Genomic DNA, 18038 nt, shown 5'->3' on the forward strand with positions numbered 1-18038 from the left:
CCATCGAGGGGTCGCGCCAAGCGCTCTACCCCTCCAGCTCCTCGCGCAGCATTTCCAGCTCGAGCCAGCGCTCCTCCGCCGCGTGCAGCTCGCTCTGCAGCGTCGTCAGCGCATCCATGGCCTTCTGGAATCGGGCGGGATCGCGGGAATAGAGCTCGGGATCCGCGAGGATCTCCTGCACCTTGACGATCTTGGCTCCGATCTCGTCCATGCGCTTCGGCAACGTCTTGAGGTCGTGCTGCTCGTTGAAGGAAAGCTTGCGCTTCCCCGGTGCTGCAGCAGGGGCGGCGGCCGGCTTGTCGGCGCTCTTCGGCTTCGCTTCCTTCTCGACGATTCGGGCCTGCACGCCGCGCCCGCGCTGGGCGACCATGTCGGTATAGCCGCCCGCATATTCGAGCCAGCGCCCCTCGCCTTCCGAGAAGAGGACGGAGCTGACCGTGCGGTCGAGGAAGTCGCGGTCGTGGCTGACCAGGATCGCCGTGCCCGAATAATCCTGGATCATCTCCTCCAGCAGATCGAGGGTTTCGAGGTCGAGATCGTTGGTGGGCTCGTCGAGCACCAGCAGGTTGGACGGCTGCGCAAGCGCGCGCGCCAGCATGAGCCGGTTGCGCTCGCCGCCGGAGAGCACGCCCACGGGGGTACGGGCCTGTTCGGGCGCGAACAGGAAATCCTTCATGTAGCCGATGACGTGTTTCGTCTGGCCGCCGATGGTGACGGTGTCGCCGCGCCCGCCGGTGAGCGTCTCCGCCACCGTGGCATCGGGATCGAGGCTCGCGCGGCGCTGGTCGAGGGTGACCATCTGCAGGTTGGCGCCGAGACGCACCCGGCCGGCATCGGGCGCGAGAACGCCGGTGAGCAGATTGATGAGAGTGGTCTTGCCGGCCCCGTTCGGTCCGATGATGCCGAGCCGGTCGCCGCGCAGCACCCGCAGGGACAGGTTCGAGACGATGGCGCGGTCGCCGAAGGACTTCGAGACGCCCTCCGCCTCGACCACGAGGGTGCCGGACTGCTCGGCCTCGGCCATGGTCATGCTGACCGTGCCGACGGCGCGCTGGCGCTCGCGGTATTGCTGGCGCATGGCGTGGAGATTGCCCAGCCGCCGCACGTTGCGCTTGCGCCTCGCCGTCACGCCGTAGCGCAGCCAGTCGGCCTCGGCCACGAGCTTGCGGCCGAGCTTGTGATGCTCGGCCTCCTCCTGCTCCAGAACCTGGTCGCGCCATTCCTCGAAATGGGCGAAACCGCGGTCCATGCGGCGGGTCCGGCCGCGGTCGAGCCAGATCGTCGCCTGCGACAGGCTTTCCAGGAAGCGCCGGTCGTGGCTGATGAGGACGAGCGCCGAGCGCAGGCCCTTCAGCTCGCCTTCGAGCCATTCGATCACCGGCAGGTCGAGATGGTTCGTCGGCTCGTCGAGGAGCAGGATGTCGGGCTGCGGCGCGAGCACATGGGCAAGCGCCGCCCGGCGGGCCTCGCCGCCGGAAAGGTCGGCGGGCTTCTCCTCGCCGGTGAGCCCGAGCTGCTCCAGCAGGTAGCGCGCCCGGTACGGGTCGTCTCCCGGCCCGAGCCCCGCCTCCACATAGGCCAGGGTGCTGGGATAGGCGGCGAGATCCGGCTCCTGGGCCAGATAGCGCACGGTGGCGCCCGGCTGCACGAAGCGCTTGCCGCGGTCGGCCTCGATGAGGCCTGCGGCGATTTTGAGCAGGGTCGACTTGCCCGAGCCGTTGCGGCCCACGAGGCACGCGCGCTCGCCGGGTGAAACGGAAAGCTCGGCGCTCTCGATCAGCGGCGTGCCGCCGAAGGTGAGAGCGATGTCCTGGAGGAGAAGCAGAGGAGGAGGAGCCATTCCTGGTCCCCTGACACCTCTTGGTCGCAGATGCAAGGCCGCGCCGACTTGTTACAGCATCGGGCCCAAAAGTGGGGCCACTATTGGAACCCACCCGATGCTTCTTTTCTTGGCTAGCGCGTCGTGTGGTCCGGAAAACCGGGTCCACTTTTCCGCACGATGCGCTAGGGGTGGACGGTCACCGAACTTTGTGATCACCTTCCGACGTTAAGCTGAGCGTTTGCATGACACTGACGAGGCGTCTGCTACTTCTTGCTCTGATCTCGGTGCTGCCGGCGATCGTCATCTGGACTTACACAGAGGTCTCCCTGCGGCGTGCCCGGGAAACCGAGGTCAACGACCTCGTGATCCGCCAGGCTCAGCTGGTCGGTGCGGAACTGCAGCGTATCTTCGACGGTATCCATAGCCTTCTGCTCGCCATCGACGAAATCCCCTCCATCCGCACCTTCGATACGCCGAGCTGCAGCCCCTACCTGAAGGCTCTGCAAGAAAAGGTGCCCTATATCCTGTCCTTCGTGGCGATGGATATCAGCGGGCATATCCGCTGCCGTCCGAGCGGCACGGTCGATACGCAGCATTATTTCGCCGACCGCCCCTATTTCCACCACGCCCTGGATGAGAAGGGCCTCGTCGTCGGCGAACTCACGCCGGTCTTCGAGGAGGGCGAACTCCCGCCCCATCCGGTCCTTCCCCTCGCCCTGCCGATCTGGAACGACCGGGGCGACGTGGTCGGGGTCCTGGCGGCCGCCCTGGACCTGCGCTGGCTCGCCGACAACCTGAAAGAACGCACCACGCCCGACAGCGGATCTCTGACGGTCGCGGACCGGAGAGGCATCGTGATCGTCCAGCACCCGGAGCCGGAGCGCATGATCGGACGGCTGCTGCCTCAGGAATATATGGATCAGGCCAAGGGCTCAACAGTCGGGACCGCGCAGACGGTCAGCATCGACGGGATGCGGCGCATCGTCGGCTACATCCCGCTCTCCCTTCCCCCCGAGGAGGTCTACATCAATGTCGGCCTGTCGACGCGGGAAGCCTTCGCCTCGATCAATCAGGCGGCCCGGCGCGGCTTCATGCTGATCGGCGCGGCGCTCATCCTCGCGCTGTCCCTCTCCGGCCTGCTCAGTCGCGCCTTCATCACCCGCCCCTTCCAGATCGTCACGGACGGCATCCAGGCCTGGCGCCGGGGCGATTACCAGGCGCGGATCTCGCTGCCGCGGAAATCGGGCGAGTTCAGCATCCTGGCCAAGGCCTTCAACGACCTGATGGACGATGTCGCGACACGCCAGCAGGCGCTCCAGGCGAGCGAGGAGCGCGCCCGCCTCGCCCTGGAGGCGGGACATATGGGAACCTGGTGGTACGACCCCAACAAGAGCGTCGGCGGCTGGTCGAGCCAGGCCACCGCCATGCTCGGCCTTCCCCATGCCACCGCCGCAATGGATCATCAGTACTGGCTGCAGATCCTCCATCCCGAGGATCTGGATCGCGTGGTGCAGAAATGGCGGGATGCCGTCAAAGACCAGGGGGATTACCAGGACGAATATCGCATCCGGCTCTCGGACGGCAGCCTCCGCTGGATCAACTCGAAGGGCCGGGTATTCTTCGACATGGAGAAGCAGCCGGTCTATTTCGTCGGCATCTTCCAGGACATCACCGAGCAGAAGCATGCCGAGGAGCAGCAGCGCTTCTTCCTCGACGAGCTCAATCACCGAGTGAAGAACACCCTGACCACCGTGCAGTCCATCGCCTCGCAGACGCTGCGCACCACCGAGACTTCGGCGCAGTTCAAGGATGCATTCGAGGGCCGTCTGCTCGCCCTGTCGAAGACGCACAACCTGCTGACGCGCAAATCCTGGCGCGAGGCCGAGCTGCGCGACGTGGCGGAACAGGAGCTGGCGCCCTACCGCAAGCCGGGCGACGAGCGGGTCGTTCTGTGCGGCCCGGACGTGAAGCTTCCCGCCCGCTACGCCATCAATCTCGGCCTTGTCCTGCATGAGCTGGTGACCAATGCCGCCAAGTACGGCGCGCTCTCGACCAATGCGGGCCTGCTCGAAATGACCTGGTCGATCATCCAGAGCGACGACCGTCCCGATCAGCTGCGAATCCATTGGACCGAGAGCGGCGGGCCGCCGGTGGCGCCGCCGAAACGCCAGGGCTTCGGATCGCGCCTGATCCGCCGCAGCATCGAGGGCGAGCTCGGCGGCTACATGGTGCTCAACTTCGCCGAAGGCGGCGTCGCCTACGACATCTCCGTGCCGCTGGCGCACGGCCCGAGAATGGCGGAAACGAAGGTGGAAGTGGCGTCCATCGTCGATCCGACGCACCGGTCATAAGAAGCTGGCTCATGAATAGATCGGAGCGCGACCGAAACCTCTCCCCAGTGGGGAGAGGTCGAGCGCAGCGAGGGTGAGGGGGTACGCCCTATCCGGATAAACCTGCAACCCCTCACCCGCGCCTCGGGCGCGACCTCTCCCTCAGGGAGAGGTGAAACAGCGCCATGCCCTCTCAGGCTATCGATCACCGGCATTCCGTGGCGAACCGCCAATCAATTATGAGCCAGCCTCTCAGGATGAGTGCAGGTGATGATATGGCGAAGCGAAAGCCGTTCTCACCATGGCGTCGAAGGTGGATTGACGAAGCGGTTGAGATCGCAAGGATGGCTGCTCGACCCTTCAAGCTGGAGTCACATGGTGAGCAGCCCCTCCCCCGTGCTGTCGATCGAGAACCTGTCCATCGGGCTGCCCGCCCTCGCCGACCGCAAGCACGCGATCAGGGACCTTTCACTGGCGATCGCTCCGGGCGAGACGCTCTGCGTCGTGGGGGAATCGGGCTCGGGCAAGTCGATGACCGCCATGGCCACCATCGGCCTCCTGCCGGGAGGCGTCGAGGTTCTGTCGGGCTCGATCCGGCTCGCCGGCCGCGACCTGCTGAGCCTCGACGAAGACGGCTGGTGCGACCTGCGCGGGCGCGAAGTCGGTATGGTGTTCCAGGAACCGATGACCTCGCTGAACCCGGTGATGCGGGTCGCGGACCAGATCGCGGAGACGTTTCGCACACACGGCCTCCTCACCCCGGCCGAGCGCGAGCGCCGGGTGCTCGACCTCCTCGCCGAGGTGAACCTGCCGCACCCCGAACTGATCGCCAGGGCCTATCCGCACGAATTGTCCGGCGGGCAGCGCCAGCGGGTGATGATCGCCATGGCCCTTGCGCTCGAGCCGAAGCTTCTCATCGCCGACGAGCCGACGACAGCGCTCGACGTCACCACGCAGGCGCAGGTGCTCAAGCTGATCGACAACCTGCGCCGCAAGAAGGGAACCGCGGTCCTGTTCATCACCCACGATTTCGGCGTGGTGGCCGAGATCGCGGACCGGGTCGCCGTGCTCCAGCAGGGCGAGGTCGTGGAACAGGGACCGACGGACGAGGTTCTGACCCGACCGCAGCACCCCTACACCAAGCGCCTTCTCGCCGCCGTGCCGTCCCTGACGCCGCCGGCGCCCAAGCAGCTGACGGGCGAGCCCATCGCGCTCAAGGTCGACGCGCTGACCAAGTTCTACGGCGGGCGCGGGTTCTTCCGCAAAAGCCGCGAGGTCCAGGCGGCGGATGCGGTGAGCTTCGACATCAGGCGCGGCGAGACCCTGGGCCTCGTCGGCGAATCCGGATCCGGCAAGTCGACGGTCGGGCGCTGCGTGCTGCGCCTGATCGAGCCGGATGGGGGCGCCATCGCCATCGGCGATCTGCAGTTCGGCACCCTGTCCCAGCGCGAATTGCGACCGCATCGGCGGCGGATCCAGATGGTGTTCCAGGATCCCTTCGCCTCCCTCAATCCGCGCCGCACGGTGGGGCGCATCATCGCCGAGGGGCCGATCACGCAGGGCGCGGACCCGGCCAAGGCTCTCGACGATGCCCGCATCCTTCTGGAGAAGGTCGGGCTTCCGGCCCAGGCCGTCGAACGCTATCCGCACGAATTCTCCGGCGGCCAGCGCCAGCGCATCGGGATCGCGCGTGCGCTCGCCATGAAGCCCGACGTGCTGGTGGCGGACGAGGCCGTCTCCGCCCTCGACGTCTCGGTGCAGGCCGAAATTCTCAAGCTGATCCGCGGCCTTCAGGAGGAACTCGGTCTCGCCATTCTCTTCATCACCCACGATCTGCGCGTGGCCGCCCAGATCTGCGACCGCGTGGCAGTTATGCAAAAAGGGCGGATTGTGGAATTGGCGGAAACCGCGCAACTCTTCGCGCACCCGCGGGACGCCTATACCCGCCAGCTCCTGGCCGCGGTGCCGGGCATGAACAAGATCATCTAGGGAGACGACACCCATGAACGATCAGATCGGCGCGCGTCTCGCGCCCAACATGGTGTTCCAGAATCTCATCGGCGGACAGGATCGTCCGGCCTCTGACGGCATGATGCTCGACGTGTTCTCGCCCGTCGACGGTTCGCTCCTCGCCCAGATCGCCGCCGGAACGGCGCAGGACATCGACGAGGCTGTCGCAGCCGCTCGCGCCGCCTTCGACGGCGCCTGGGGCAGGCTCACCGCCACGGAGCGTGGCCGCCTGCTCATGAAGCTTAGTCTCGCCGTCGAAGCCCATGCGGACGAACTCGCGATCCTGGAGAGCCGCGACAACGGCAAGCCGCTGCGCCAGTCGCGCGCAGATGCCATCGCGCTCGCCCGCTATTTCGAATTCTACGGCAGCGCCGCCGACAAGCTGCACGGCGACGTGATTCCCTATCTCAACACCCATTTCATCGGCGTCGAGCGCGTGCCGCACGGCGTGACCGGGCATATCGTGCCCTGGAACTACCCGATGCAGATTCTCGGCCGCTCGGTCGGTGCGGCGCTCGCCGCCGGCAACGCCACGGTGGTCAAGCCGGCGGAGGATGCCTCGCTCACGATCCTGCGCGTCGCTGGCCTCGCGCGCGAGGTCGGCTTCCCGGACGGCGCCCTCAACATCGTGACCGGCCTCGGCCGCACGGCTGGCGCTGCGCTCGCCGCCCATCCCGGCATCGATTTCATCTCCTTCACCGGCAGCCCCGAGACCGGCACAGCCGTTCAGACCGCGGCGGCGAAGAACCATGTCGGCGTCACCCTCGAGCTCGGCGGCAAGTCGGCCCAGGTGGTGTTCGATGATGCCGATCTCAAGCGGGCACTGCCGACGCTCGTCAACGCCATCATCCAGAACGGCGGCCAGACCTGCTCTGCCGGCAGCCGCCTGCTGATCCAGCGCGGCATCTTCCAAGACGTGGTCGACGCGGTGGCCGAGCGCTTCGGCAAGCTCCGCGCCGGGCATCCCGAGCGCGAGCCCGATCTCGGCCCGATGATCAACCAGGCCCAGCAGCGCCGCGTCCTCGGCTATCTCGAGCGTGGCCGCAACGAAGGGCTCACCGTCATCGGCGAAGGCGCGGTCGCACCCGACGCGCCCGAGGGCGGCTATTACGTGACACCGGCCTTCCTGGCGCCCGTGCCGCACGAGAGCATCCTCTCGCAGGAGGAGGTCTTTGGCCCTGTCCTGGTCGCGACGCCCTTCGACGGCGAGGCCGAGGCGATCCGGCTCGCGAACGGCACGCCTTTCGGGCTTGCGGCAGGCGTGTGGACCAAGGACGCCATGCGCTCCACCCGCGTCGCGCGCTCCATGCGCGCCGGCCAGGTCTTCGTGAACTGCTACGGCGCCGGCGGCGGCATCGAACTGCCCTTCGGCGGCTTCGGCCGCTCGGGCCACGGCCGCGAGAAGGGTTTCGAGGGCCTGGTCGAGTTCACCACGACCAAGACGCTCGTCATCGCGCACGGGTAGGGAAAGCGCGCGATTGTTCCCTCCCCCTTGCGGGGAGGGATGAAGGGTGGGGGTCGGAAAGTCAGAACGTTTCATCGACCGCGTAAACCACACGACCTATAGAGCGCTTGACTCGCAGCTCTCTCACCCGGTCATACCACCCCCACCCCTAACCCCTCCCCGCAAGGGGGAGGGAAAAGAGCCAAACTCCTCAGGATGAGATCGAGGATGAAGCAAGCTGACTATTTGAAAAGGGAAGAAACATGAATCGCCTTGAAGGCAAGGTAGCGCTTATCACGGGCGCCGGCTCCGGTTTCGGTCTGGGCATCGCGGAAACATTCGCCCGCGAAGGCGCCAAGGTCGCCATCATCGACATCAACGGGGAAGCGGCCAAGAGCGCTGCCGAGAAGATCGGCTCCTCCGCCATCGGACTTGCCGCCGACGTGTCCAAGGCCGCCGACGTGAACGCGGCGGTGGAGAAGACGGTTGCCGCCTTCGGCAAGCTCGACATCGTCGTCAACAATGCCGGCATCAGCCACCGCAACCGGCCGATGCTGGAGGTCGAGGAAGACGAATTCGACCGGGTCTTCGCGGTCAACGTGAAGTCGATCTACCTCTTCGCCAAGGCCGCCGTGCCGCTGATGCAGAGCCAGGGTGGCGGCGCGATCATCAATGTCGGCTCGACCGCCGGCCTTCGCCCCCGCCCCGGCCTCACCTGGTACAACAGCACCAAGGGCGCTGTGCACACCATGACCAAGTCCATGGCGGTGGAGCTCGCCCCGAGCAAGATCCGCGTCTGCGCGCTCGCCCCCGTCGCCGGCGAGACGCCGCTGCTCGCCACCTTCATGGGCGAGGATACCCCCCAGAAGCGCGAGCTTTTCGTCAACTCGATCCCCCTCGGCCGCTTCTCCACCCCCCAGGACATCGCCAACGCCGCCCTCTACCTCGCCTCCGACGAGGCCAGCATGATCACCGGCGTGGTGCTGGAGGTCGACGGGGGGCGGTGTATTTAGCTAAGTAGAGGTCATGAGCTGAGGCTTGATGATCTCGCTATTTACCCTTAGGAGGAGACGAATGCGTCCGACCAATGTGGGCAGAGCATTGGTTGACCGTATTCGCGTGGCGAAGATTCAACTTGGAAACGAGATTGAGGGATATTGCCTTAAGAGAACTTGGTGAGGACTAATCCGTTCAGAAAATGGATTAATCCGCCGCCGAGTTCAGGTCTGCTGGCAAAGCTAGCACAGGTACGCAACGATGCAGCATAAACAATCCGAGACATTGAATATCCCCTCTCCTATAGTTCTCAAGAAGCGCGAATCCATAGCGATATCTATCGTTATTCCGGTTTATTCCGGGGAAAATTACTTAGAAAAACTTTGCGCAGAATTGGCGAATTTACGTGATCGCTGGAACTAGGAGAGTGCTCCCTTCACCTTGGCAGAGGCAATCTTTGTCGACGACGCTGCTGTGGATGGCTCTCCGGCATTAATTGACAAACTTGCGCAGTCGTACCCGTGGGTAACAGCTATACATATGGCCCGGAATTTTGGCCAGCATCCAGCAACTATCGCAGGGATCCTTCATACCTCGGGCGATTGGGTGGTCACTTTAGACGAAGATCTTCAGCACCCGCCAGCGCGCATCGAGGACCTCCTTCAAGAGGCGGCAAGATCAGGACATGATATTGTCTATGCAAAGGCGACTGCTTCTGTACATCAGAACTATGTTCGCGATCTCGGCTCTATACTTTATAAACGCTTGATAGAAAAGCTCAGCGGCAATTCCAACATTAGACACTTTAATAGCTTTCGCCTCATTCGCGGATCCGTTGCTCGGGCAGCGAGTAGTGTGTGCGGCCATGACACATACTTCGACGTTGCGCTCTCCTGGTTCACCCAACGAGTTGGCTCAGTCGTCATGGATTTGAAGGATGAGCGCTTCATCAATGAGCGGAAAAGTGGATATAAGCTATCAAAGCTGCTTTCCCACGCTCGGCGTATGCTGATGTCGAGCGGCGCAAAAGTAATTCGCGTTGGCGGAGCTATAGGATTGCTTACGATGGTAGGCAGCGCAGCAAGCGCCCTGGTACTGTTCGCACAGAAGATATTCCTTCCGGAGACAATCGCCGTCGGAGGATGGACATCCCTTATACTCACATTAATCTTCTTCGGCGGCGTAATTACTTTTCTCGTTGGCATAGCCCTCGAATATTTATCGCTACTTGTTATGAATGCCAATGGTAAACCCATCTTTTTTACTGTAGATCGCCATACAGATCAGCTAATAAGGAACTATTTCTCGCCGGATAAGCTATGATCATTCTCGAAAGGCTCTATAGCGATAACGGAAATCATCGCCTACATTTGGCGCCCTTATTTGGAATAGGTCTTATCGGACGAGCAATTGCTGCGTATGCGATGCGTACGCTCGGGTTCACAGCTCGTGAATTTGCTTTTGATTGGAGCAATACAAGTCAACGTGCCCGTGACGCAGACGCGATCAAAGCCTACATATTGGAAAGGCGCTCCACCGAGCTGCCAGCGAAGTTAGGGCGGCTCGATATTCTCTGGGCAGCGGGCAAGGCTGGCTTTGGTTCGTCTACGGCTGAAATTGAGCTTGAGCTTGCCGCATTCGACGACGTTCTAGCTTTGGGTCGTCGATTATTCGAGGGAGTTCCAAGCAAGCAGCGCAATTTTCATCTGCTAAGTTCAGCAGGAGGATTGTTCGAAGGTCAAAGGCAGGTTTCCGGCGCAAGTACGCCTGCGCCACTTCGACCCTACGGTTGTTTGAAGCTGGAGCAGGAGCAGCGCCTTGCAGATCTGGCAGAAACAAAAGCATTCATTTATCGCCCCAGTTCGGTTTATGGCTTTTCGGGAAGCGGTGTCCGTTTGGGGCTCATGAATGCGCTGATCCAAAATGCCGTAAGACATCGCGTATCGACTATCTATGGGGAGCCGCATTCCGTTCGAGATTACATTCTAGCATCGGATGTTGGCCATTTCATTTCGCGACAACTGGTATCGGAGAGCGCATCAAATACTTTTCTCCTTGCTAGCGCGAAGCCGAGTTCAATCTTCGAGCTATTGCGTAAGATCGAGCTTATCGTCGGGAGAAAGATTTTTATTCATTTTGACACACGTCCATCGAACAGTAGCAATATGAGCTTTTGTCAAAGCTCGTTGCCACCAGATTGGCGCCCCACAGATCTCGACTCGGGAATTCGCATGACAGCGAGGCAACTTATGAATTCGCTGGCACGCGCTAACTGAATCGGCCGATAAGCAACTAGACCACGACTATCCTTTCTGATCCTTGACCAGATTGAGGATGGCGCCATACGAATTGAGGAGCTTTTGATGGATCCTGACCAAAAAGCCATCGCGGAAGAGTTTGACCGCTACAACGCAAACTACTCTGACACCGTCAACGCTTCATTAGTCCTGCCGGGCATGAACGTGGACTACTTTACCCGCGTCAAAGCCGGACACCTGCTTGACCTCATGAATAGCGAGTTGGGAGCCACACATAACCTCAATGTTCTAGATGTTGGATGCGGGATTGGAAACTACCACGGCCTCATTAAAGGTGAGATCGGAAGGCTTGAGGGCTGTGACATTTCGCAGGAAAGCATCGAGCATGCGAGGCAGCGACATCCCGAGGTCTCCTATAGCAGCTATAGCGGCGACCGCTTGCCATATACCGACGGAGCCTTTGACGTCGTGTTCACAATTTGCGTCATGCATCACGTGCCTCCCGCGCGATGGGTGAATTTTGTTCATGAGATCCGCAGAGTATTGCGCAAGGACGGACTGGCGCTCGTCTTTGAGCACAACCCATTTAATCCTTTAACCAATAAGGTGGTTAATCGCTGTCCCTTCGATGCGGACGCAGTTCTCCTCAAACCGTCGGTTACACGCGAGCTATTTAGTGAAGCAGGTTTTCGTCAAGTTCAGTCACGCTCAGTGTTGAACATTCCGTCTGCCGGCAAATTTACGAGATGGCTCGATCGCTGCTTGGGAGTGCTGCCCACGGGCGCTCAGTACTTTTTAATAGCTAGAACCTAAGTATTTCTTCGGGGCTTCACTTATGACATGCGGCTTGAAAAATAGATTCATTAGGCAAGAGAAATTTTTGCAATTTGTTAGATTTTTAGCATCTGGCTTTCTCGCTACGGCGTTGTATTTTTTGATATTTGCAATTTTCACTTTGGCTTACCCTGCTAATCCAACTGCGAATTCGGCAGTGTCATACTCGATATGCATCTTCGCGTCATATCTTCTGCAAAGCCGTTACACTTTTAAAGCCAGAGAGAGATCAGCACTAATATTTTTAAAATTTGTCCTGACGTCCATGCTAGGATTTTTACTATCGATCGGAGTGATGGCATGGACGGTACGCCACCAAAGCCTATCCTATTGGATTGGAGCTCTTGCTGTCGGCATTATAATACCAATAGTAAACTTCTTTGTCCTTTCATTGTGGGTGTTTGTCGAACGCGGTACACGTACGTCAAGTTAGAGCGAAAGGTATCATTGAATTGATAGCAGGTACTTTTTCCCAATTTTTCCGCGCTAGGACTGTTTCCATTTGCATGAAATCATCTCTATTCGTTGACCCGCCGCATTTCTAGCGGCAGACCGGGATCCATCGCGCCGAAAAATGCTCCAGCTAAGCCTGCCCGCAAGTGCAGACTTGCGTGTCTTGTACGCGATTGTGGGGCGGGAACGCCTAGCGCTTGTTACTGGGGCTTGGGGATTGCCCCACAACGGTATCATCTAGGACCAAGAGACTAACCCCATTTGAGAGCTCAGCTTTGCAGCCTGCTCGGCAACTCAAAGCCCCCCCCAGTTTTCGCCCTTGACTCCGAGCAGGAGATTGCTTCGAGCTATGAGGCTGGCTTCGTAAGGCACACGATGCCTAGAGTATCAACAACTTTGATGGCTCCTGCATCGGGCCAGACGTTCGCAGTTGCGCAATAACTCTGCGCGCTATCCATTTCCTTCGGGCTCGGCTGAACAAATCGATAGCCGGTAGCCTGTTCTATTATCCCAAGCTTCGCCCAACTTGCCGCAAATGCAGATATGTTCATGTCTCCCCATGTTGTCCGCAATCTTGAAGATCTTGCCCAAGAACCGCCGACAATCGCAAGCGAGCTAATTCGCCGAAACTCGGGCTGTCGCTCAAGTGCTGCGAGGATCCTGTTAGCCTGCTGGGTGTCCCAAAGATTCACGCGTCGCTGATCAAACAAAATCTGATTGGAGGCGCCAACATAGCTAATCAGCAGAACACAAATGCCCCCTCCGATAATGCCTTTGGCAGGCAACCTCGCCCCGTGCCAGGCGATGACAGTCAAGCCCGCGACAAATACGGAAAAAGGCGAAAGCACGCGGGGCACCAGCCATATAACACCACCTAATACCGATGCCCCTAGAGACCACGTCAGTGCGGCAATCAGAATCACGGAGAGGAACACGCCAATCGCAAAGTCTCCCCTACGCAGCACCCTCCAAATAACGAGACCCGAGCAAAGCACAAGCAACCCGAGCAGCAACGCTGATGTGACGGGAGCAATGACTTCGATCTTTGGCCAAAGTGTGTGTGCAAAAGCGTCACGAAGGGCCTGAAGCTTCTCCTGGACATTTATAAGTTTCGACAAGTCGGTTCTGGCGTCAAATCGTACCCCAATAAGACGCGTTAAGAGCGGAAGACTCACCAAGTAGGTCGCCAAGCTCAAAGATATTAATACAAGACTCCTAAGACCATTCGATAGATTTTCTTTGTATTCGATCGCATCGCTGCGGTCTTTTAGTAGCACATAAGCAGCGTAAAGCAACCAAACGGCTCCAATATGCACCAATGCGAGCTGATATATACTTATTGATAGAAAGATCAGAAGGCAGGATACGGCAGCGCCTCCAAGCCCCGATTTACGCAACGCCAACACAATTCCCAGAGCACCAAGAAATATCGCAAGCGCAATATTGAAAGTTGCATCTGAAAAATGGAAAAACTCGGTACTATACGGATGAAGTGTAAACAACGCAGAGAGAATAAAAGTCTCTGCAGCAGTAGGCCTCTTAAGTACGGCAATAGAAAATAAGAACCCAGAAGCTGCAAAAAGAATTATTGATATAATAAGGGTCGCGGAGGCAACCTCGATACCATAAAACCCTATCGCGTCACGCAACCACCATAATGCAGCTAAGCCGTAACGTCCCTGTGTCAACAAGAACCCATAAATGGCATCAGGCTCTCCTCGATAAGCGGTATCGTACGAATCAATAGAATACAAAGGCGCAAATATCGCCTGCCCCCGGGCTAGAAGGCCTAAAAACAAAACGCCTATAAAGGAGACTACATACCCTCGAGGTAATGAGGTGTGATTACCAATTATCATTAAATTACTTCTGTTTGCGGCAACACATCCTCAGTGGCCGAGCCATCTATCTCGATGGACCGCCCGGGAAATGTCAATTTAGGGATTGCGATATCAGCCATATAACTGTGCCAGTCAAGCTATAGTATTCCGTTCAGCAGTTGAAGCCCGCGAAAAAGTAGGCTTGCGCTATCTTCCATCCGGCGCCGACCTGCGTAAGCTTACGGCCTCCGCGACCTGTCGCGATCCACGACCCTGATGGAGTTTCCGCCTGATGACGAAGCGTTTACTGACTGCTGCTCTTCTCCTCTCCGTCAGCGTCATCCCGGCCTTTGCCGCCAAGACCTCCCTCGTGGTGGGCATGCCCATCGAGCCGCCGGGGCTCGATCCGACGGTTGCGGCCCCGGTCGCGATCCGCGAGGTCACCTGGGTCAATCTCTACGAGGGCCTGGTGCGTATCGACCGGGCTGGCAAAGTGCAGCCGCTGCTGGCCAAGAGCTGGGAGGTATCGCCGGACGGGCTGACCTATACCTTCCGCCTCCAGGAGGGCGTGAAGTTCCATGACGGCTCGGCCTTCGATTCGGCGGACGTGAAATTCGCCTTCGACCGCGCCCGCGATCCGAAATCGACCAACGCCCAGAAGCAGATCTTCGCGCCGATCGCCTCCATCGAGACGCCGGATCCGGCCACGGTGGTGATCAAGCTGAAGGAAACCTCCGGCAATTTCCTCTACTATCTCGGCTGGGGTGATGCGGTGATCGTGGCCCCGGAAACGGCGGCGACGAATGCGGCAAATCCTGTCGGCACCGGACCGTTCAAGTTCAAGTCCTGGACCCGCGGCGACCGGGTCGAGCTCACCCGCAACGCGGACTACTGGCAGAAGGACAAGATCAAGCTCGACAGCGTCACCTTCCGCTTCATCAACGATGCGCAGGCGCAGGTTGCGGCGCTCAAGGCCGGCGACGTCGATGCCTTCCCCAATCTCGGTGCGCCCGAACTCTTCGCCGAATTCCAGAAGGATCAGCGCTTCAAGGCAGTTGCAGGCAACACGGAGGGCGAGATCGTCGCCGGCATGAACAATGCCAAGAAGCCCTTCGACGACGTGCGCGTGCGCCGCGCGCTCATGCATGCGATCGACCGCAAGGCTCTGGTCGAGGGTGCCTATTCTGGCTTCGGAAAGCCCATCGGCAGCTTCTTCTCGCCCAACAGCCCGGCCTTCGTCGACATGACGAGCGTCATTCCCTACGACGTGGAGAAGGCCAAGGCGCTGCTGAAGGAAGCGGGCTACGGCAACGGGCTGTCGATCACCATCAAGTCGCCGCAGATGGCCTATGCGAGCCGCTCGGCGGAACTCATCTCCGCCATGCTGTCGGAGGTCGGCGTCGAGATGAAGATCATCCCGACCGAGTTCCCGGCCAAATGGATCGAGGAGGTGTTCAAGAACAAGGATTACGACGTCACCATCGTCGCTCACACCGAGCCGCTCGACATCGATATCTTTGCTCGCGACAGCTACTACTTCAACTACAAGAACGACAAGTTCAAGGCGGCGGTGGCCGAGGCCGCCAAGACCACGGACGAGAAGGCGCGCTACGCCAAATACGCCGAGGCGCAGAAGATCCTCGCCGAGGACGTGCCCGCCCTCTTCCTGTTCCAGCTGCCGAAGCTCGGCGTGTGGAACGCGAAGGTGCAGGGGTTGTGGGAGAACTCGCCGATCCCGTCGAACGACGTGACGGAAGTGTCTTGGAGCGAGTGAGGCGCAACGCGTTGCGCCTCTTGTGACAGCCCTCCACACGTCATGGCCGGGCTTGTCCCGGCCACCCACGTCTTCGAACCGAACGGCTGCAAAAGACGTGGGTCCCCGGGACAAGCCCGGGGATGACGTGGAGAATGGGATGAAAGGCAGTGTCATTCCCGGCCGGAGCGCAGCGAAGGGGAAGGGAATCCACTTGCACGCTTAGCGCTATGGATCCCCTTCCCTCGCTTCGCTCGCCGGGGATGACATTCGTGCCCACATCCCTCCCCGCAAGGGAGAGAAAAGATACCCTGTGAACCGAGGCTCATGATCCGTCTCATCCTCACCCGCCTCGTCTCGCTCGCAGTGACCCTGCTGTGCGTCTCACTGGCGATCTTTCTCATTCTCGAGGTCCTGCCCGGCGATCCTGCGGCCATCATGCTCGGCACCGCCGCGCGGGAGGACACGCTTGCGGCCTTGCGGCAGGAGCTCGGGCTCGATCAGCCGGCGCTCGTGCGCTACCTGCACTGGATCGGCGGGATTTTGCATGGCGATCTCGGGCAGTCGATCACGTACAAGATGCCGGTCTCGACGCTTGTCGCCGAGCGTCTGAACGTGACGCTGCCGTTGAGCCTGCTCGCCATCCTCATCTCGACCGCGCTCGCCCTGCCCCTCGGCGTGGCGGCGGCCGCACGCCGCAACGGTGCGGTGGATCGGGCCGTGCTCGTGTTCAGCCAGCTCGGCGTCGCCGTGCCTAATTTCTGGATCGGCCTTCTCTTCATCCTGTTCTTCTCGACCTGGCTCGGATGGTTCCCCGCAGGCGGTTTTCCCGGCTGGAGCGCCGGCATCTGGCCGGCCTTCCAGGCGCTGCTGTTGCCGGCCGTCGCGCTCGCCCTGCCCCAGGCCGCCGTGCTCACCCGCGTGACGCGCTCCGCGACGCTCGAAGTGATCGGCGCCGATTTCGTGCGCACGGCGCGGGCGAAGGGTGTCGACAGGGGCGCGACGCTGCGCCGGCACGTGGTGCCGAACGCGCTCATTCCCGTCACCACGATTCTCGGCTTGCAACTCTCGTTCTTCTTCGGCGGCGCGATCCTGGTCGAGAACGTGTTCAATCTTCCCGGCCTCGGACGGCTGGCCTATCAGGCGCTCAACCAGCGCGACCTCGTGGTGATCAAGGACATCGTGCTGATCTTTTCCGGACTTGTGATCGTCGTGAATTTCCTCGTCGATATCGGCTACGCCCTTCTCGATCCGCGCCTGAGGGGCCGGTCATGAGCAGGCGCTCGCGCATTCCGCTGAACGCCGCCCTCGTCGTCGGCGGCATCCTCACCGCACTCCTCATCGTCACGGCGCTCGTGTCGCTGGTGTGGACCCCGGAAGTGCCCACACGCGTGCGCGTCGCCATGCGCCTCAAAGGCCCGGGCGAGGTCGGCCTTCTCGGCACGGATCATTTCGGCCGCGACGTCGCCTCCATGCTCATGGCGGGCGCGTGGAACTCGCTCGCCATCGCCTGGCCCGCAGTGCTGCTGGGCGCGGCCATCGGCACCGCCATCGGCTGCGCTGCCGCCGCGTGGAAGGGCCTTGCGGACGAGATCGCCATGCGCGTGTCGGACGTTGTCTTCGCCTTTCCGGCCGTGCTTTCGGCGATCATGATCGGTGCGCTCGTGGGCTCGGGCCCGCTCGCAGCGATTCTCGCCATCGCAGTGTTCAACATCCCCGTCTTCGCGAGAGTCACCCGCGGCGTCGCGCTGCAGATCTGGACGCTCGACTACATCGCCGCGGCGCGCGCCATCGGCAAGCATCCCCTGCGCATCACCTGGGAAGACGTGATGCCGAACATCGCCGGCGCATTGATCGTGCAGGTGACGATCCAGCTCGCGCTCGCCATCCTCACCGAGGCCGGCCTGAGCTATCTCGGCCTCGGCGTGCGCCCGCCCAATCCGAGTTGGGGCCGTATGCTCAGCGATGCGCAGACCTATCTCTCGCAGGCCCCACATCTTGCCATCGCGCCGGGCATCGCCATCGCCCTCTCGGTGCTTGGCCTGAACCTTCTGGGCGACGGATTGCGCGATGCGCTCGATCCAACATTGAAGGGGCGCGGCGCGACTGCTTGAGAGCCCATGAGGACGACGCTCGACTTCCTCGGAGGCTTGCTCAACAAGGCATGGCGCGTCTTTCCCTCCCCCTTGCGGGGAGGGATGAAGGGTGGGGGTTGGAAAGTCCGAACACGGCGACTCATCCATGAGGCACCAAGGCGGCTACAGCATCACACGACAAGTGCTCACCCGGTCGAACCACCCCCACCCCTGCCCCTCCCC

The 18038-nt window shown here is 60.9% G+C and carries 13 protein-coding genes; 11 read left to right on the plus strand and 2 right to left on the minus strand.

Features of this window, described 5'->3' with window-relative positions; translation table 11 throughout:
- Positions 1 to 25: 25 nt before the first annotated feature.
- Positions 26 to 1840 (minus strand): ABC-F family ATP-binding cassette domain-containing protein, encoded by a 1815-nt coding sequence (locus tag JKL46_RS00920; RefSeq protein WP_201829333.1) that lies wholly within the window; start codon positions 1838 to 1840, stop codon positions 26 to 28.
- 224 nt (positions 1841 to 2064) lie between these two features.
- On the opposite strand from JKL46_RS00920, the gene JKL46_RS00925 reads away from it, so the two are divergent.
- The 8 genes from JKL46_RS00925 (at position 2065) to JKL46_RS36790 (ending at position 12127) form a co-directional block, all read left to right on the plus strand.
- Complete coding sequence (locus JKL46_RS00925) at positions 2065 to 4173, plus strand: sensor histidine kinase (protein WP_201829335.1); 2109 nt, start codon at positions 2065 to 2067, stop codon at positions 4171 to 4173.
- 354 nt (positions 4174 to 4527) lie between these two features.
- Entirely contained in the window at positions 4528 to 6141 is a 1614-nt protein-coding gene (locus JKL46_RS00930) for an ABC transporter ATP-binding protein (protein ID WP_201829337.1), read from the plus strand.
- Positions 6142 to 6154: 13 nt separating this feature from the next.
- A complete protein-coding gene (locus tag JKL46_RS00935) occupies positions 6155 to 7627 on the plus strand; it encodes an aldehyde dehydrogenase family protein (RefSeq protein ID WP_425493226.1) in 1473 nt (490 codons plus the stop codon).
- 242 nt (positions 7628 to 7869) lie between these two features.
- On the plus strand, positions 7870 to 8619 hold the full coding sequence (locus JKL46_RS00940) for an SDR family oxidoreductase (RefSeq protein WP_201829339.1): 750 nt from the start codon (positions 7870 to 7872) through the stop codon (positions 8617 to 8619).
- Between the two features lie 424 nt (positions 8620 to 9043).
- Positions 9044 to 9925: a glycosyltransferase gene (locus JKL46_RS00945; RefSeq protein ID WP_201829341.1), complete on the plus strand. Its 882-nt coding sequence runs from the start codon at positions 9044 to 9046 to the stop codon at positions 9923 to 9925.
- Positions 9922 to 10878 (plus strand): NAD-dependent epimerase/dehydratase family protein, encoded by a 957-nt coding sequence (locus JKL46_RS00950; protein WP_201829343.1) that lies wholly within the window; start codon positions 9922 to 9924, stop codon positions 10876 to 10878. The genes JKL46_RS00945 and JKL46_RS00950 overlap by 4 nt, the downstream gene beginning before the upstream one ends.
- 87 nt (positions 10879 to 10965) lie before the next feature.
- Positions 10966 to 11673: a class I SAM-dependent methyltransferase gene (locus JKL46_RS00955; RefSeq protein WP_201829345.1), complete on the plus strand. Its 708-nt coding sequence runs from the start codon at positions 10966 to 10968 to the stop codon at positions 11671 to 11673.
- A gap of 22 nt (positions 11674 to 11695) precedes the next feature.
- Positions 11696 to 12127: a GtrA family protein gene (locus JKL46_RS36790; protein ID WP_425493227.1), complete on the plus strand. Its 432-nt coding sequence runs from the start codon at positions 11696 to 11698 to the stop codon at positions 12125 to 12127.
- A gap of 367 nt (positions 12128 to 12494) precedes the next feature.
- On the opposite strand, the gene JKL46_RS00965 is transcribed toward JKL46_RS36790, so the two are convergent.
- Positions 12495 to 14006, minus strand: coding sequence for a glucosyltransferase domain-containing protein (locus JKL46_RS00965; protein ID WP_201829349.1), 1512 nt, complete (start codon positions 14004 to 14006; stop codon positions 12495 to 12497).
- Positions 14007 to 14259: 253 nt separating this feature from the next.
- On the opposite strand from JKL46_RS00965, the gene JKL46_RS00970 reads away from it, so the two are divergent.
- The 3 genes from JKL46_RS00970 to JKL46_RS00980 all read left to right on the plus strand — a co-directional run bounded on the left by JKL46_RS00970 (position 14260) and on the right by JKL46_RS00980 (position 17834).
- Positions 14260 to 15741 (plus strand): ABC transporter substrate-binding protein, encoded by a 1482-nt coding sequence (locus JKL46_RS00970; RefSeq protein WP_201829351.1) that lies wholly within the window; start codon positions 14260 to 14262, stop codon positions 15739 to 15741.
- A gap of 306 nt (positions 15742 to 16047) precedes the next feature.
- Positions 16048 to 16995 carry an ABC transporter permease gene (locus JKL46_RS00975; protein ID WP_201829353.1) on the plus strand — a complete coding sequence of 316 codons (948 nt, stop codon included), beginning with the start codon at positions 16048 to 16050 and terminating at the stop codon, positions 16993 to 16995.
- On the plus strand, positions 16992 to 17834 hold the full coding sequence (locus JKL46_RS00980) for an ABC transporter permease (protein ID WP_201829355.1): 843 nt from the start codon (positions 16992 to 16994) through the stop codon (positions 17832 to 17834). The genes JKL46_RS00975 and JKL46_RS00980 overlap by 4 nt, the downstream gene beginning before the upstream one ends.
- Positions 17835 to 18038 lie beyond the last annotated feature (204 nt).

This window comes from Microvirga zambiensis WSM3693, from assembly GCF_016735695.1.
Lineage (GTDB): Bacteria > Pseudomonadota > Alphaproteobacteria > Rhizobiales > Beijerinckiaceae > Microvirga > Microvirga zambiensis.

Bases quoted from the DNA above. Each gene is read 5' to 3' on its own strand.
- JKL46_RS00920 (WP_201829333.1), bottom strand. From the start codon at position 1,840: ATGGCTCCTCCTCCTCTGCTTCTCCTCCAGGACATCGCTCTCACCTTC.
- JKL46_RS00925 (WP_201829335.1), top strand. From the start codon at position 2,065: ATGACACTGACGAGGCGTCTGCTACTTCTTGCTCTGATCTCGGTGCTG.
- JKL46_RS00930 (WP_201829337.1), top strand. From the start codon at position 4,528: ATGGTGAGCAGCCCCTCCCCCGTGCTGTCGATCGAGAACCTGTCCATC.
- JKL46_RS00935 (WP_425493226.1), top strand. From the start codon at position 6,155: ATGAACGATCAGATCGGCGCGCGTCTCGCGCCCAACATGGTGTTCCAG.
- JKL46_RS00940 (WP_201829339.1), top strand. From the start codon at position 7,870: ATGAATCGCCTTGAAGGCAAGGTAGCGCTTATCACGGGCGCCGGCTCC.
- JKL46_RS00950 (WP_201829343.1), top strand. From the start codon at position 9,922: ATGATCATTCTCGAAAGGCTCTATAGCGATAACGGAAATCATCGCCTA.
- JKL46_RS00955 (WP_201829345.1), top strand. From the start codon at position 10,966: ATGGATCCTGACCAAAAAGCCATCGCGGAAGAGTTTGACCGCTACAAC.
- JKL46_RS36790 (WP_425493227.1), top strand. From the start codon at position 11,696: ATGACATGCGGCTTGAAAAATAGATTCATTAGGCAAGAGAAATTTTTG.
- JKL46_RS00965 (WP_201829349.1), bottom strand. From the start codon at position 14,006: ATGATAATTGGTAATCACACCTCATTACCTCGAGGGTATGTAGTCTCC.
- JKL46_RS00970 (WP_201829351.1), top strand. From the start codon at position 14,260: ATGACGAAGCGTTTACTGACTGCTGCTCTTCTCCTCTCCGTCAGCGTC.
- JKL46_RS00975 (WP_201829353.1), top strand. From the start codon at position 16,048: ATGATCCGTCTCATCCTCACCCGCCTCGTCTCGCTCGCAGTGACCCTG.
- JKL46_RS00980 (WP_201829355.1), top strand. From the start codon at position 16,992: ATGAGCAGGCGCTCGCGCATTCCGCTGAACGCCGCCCTCGTCGTCGGC.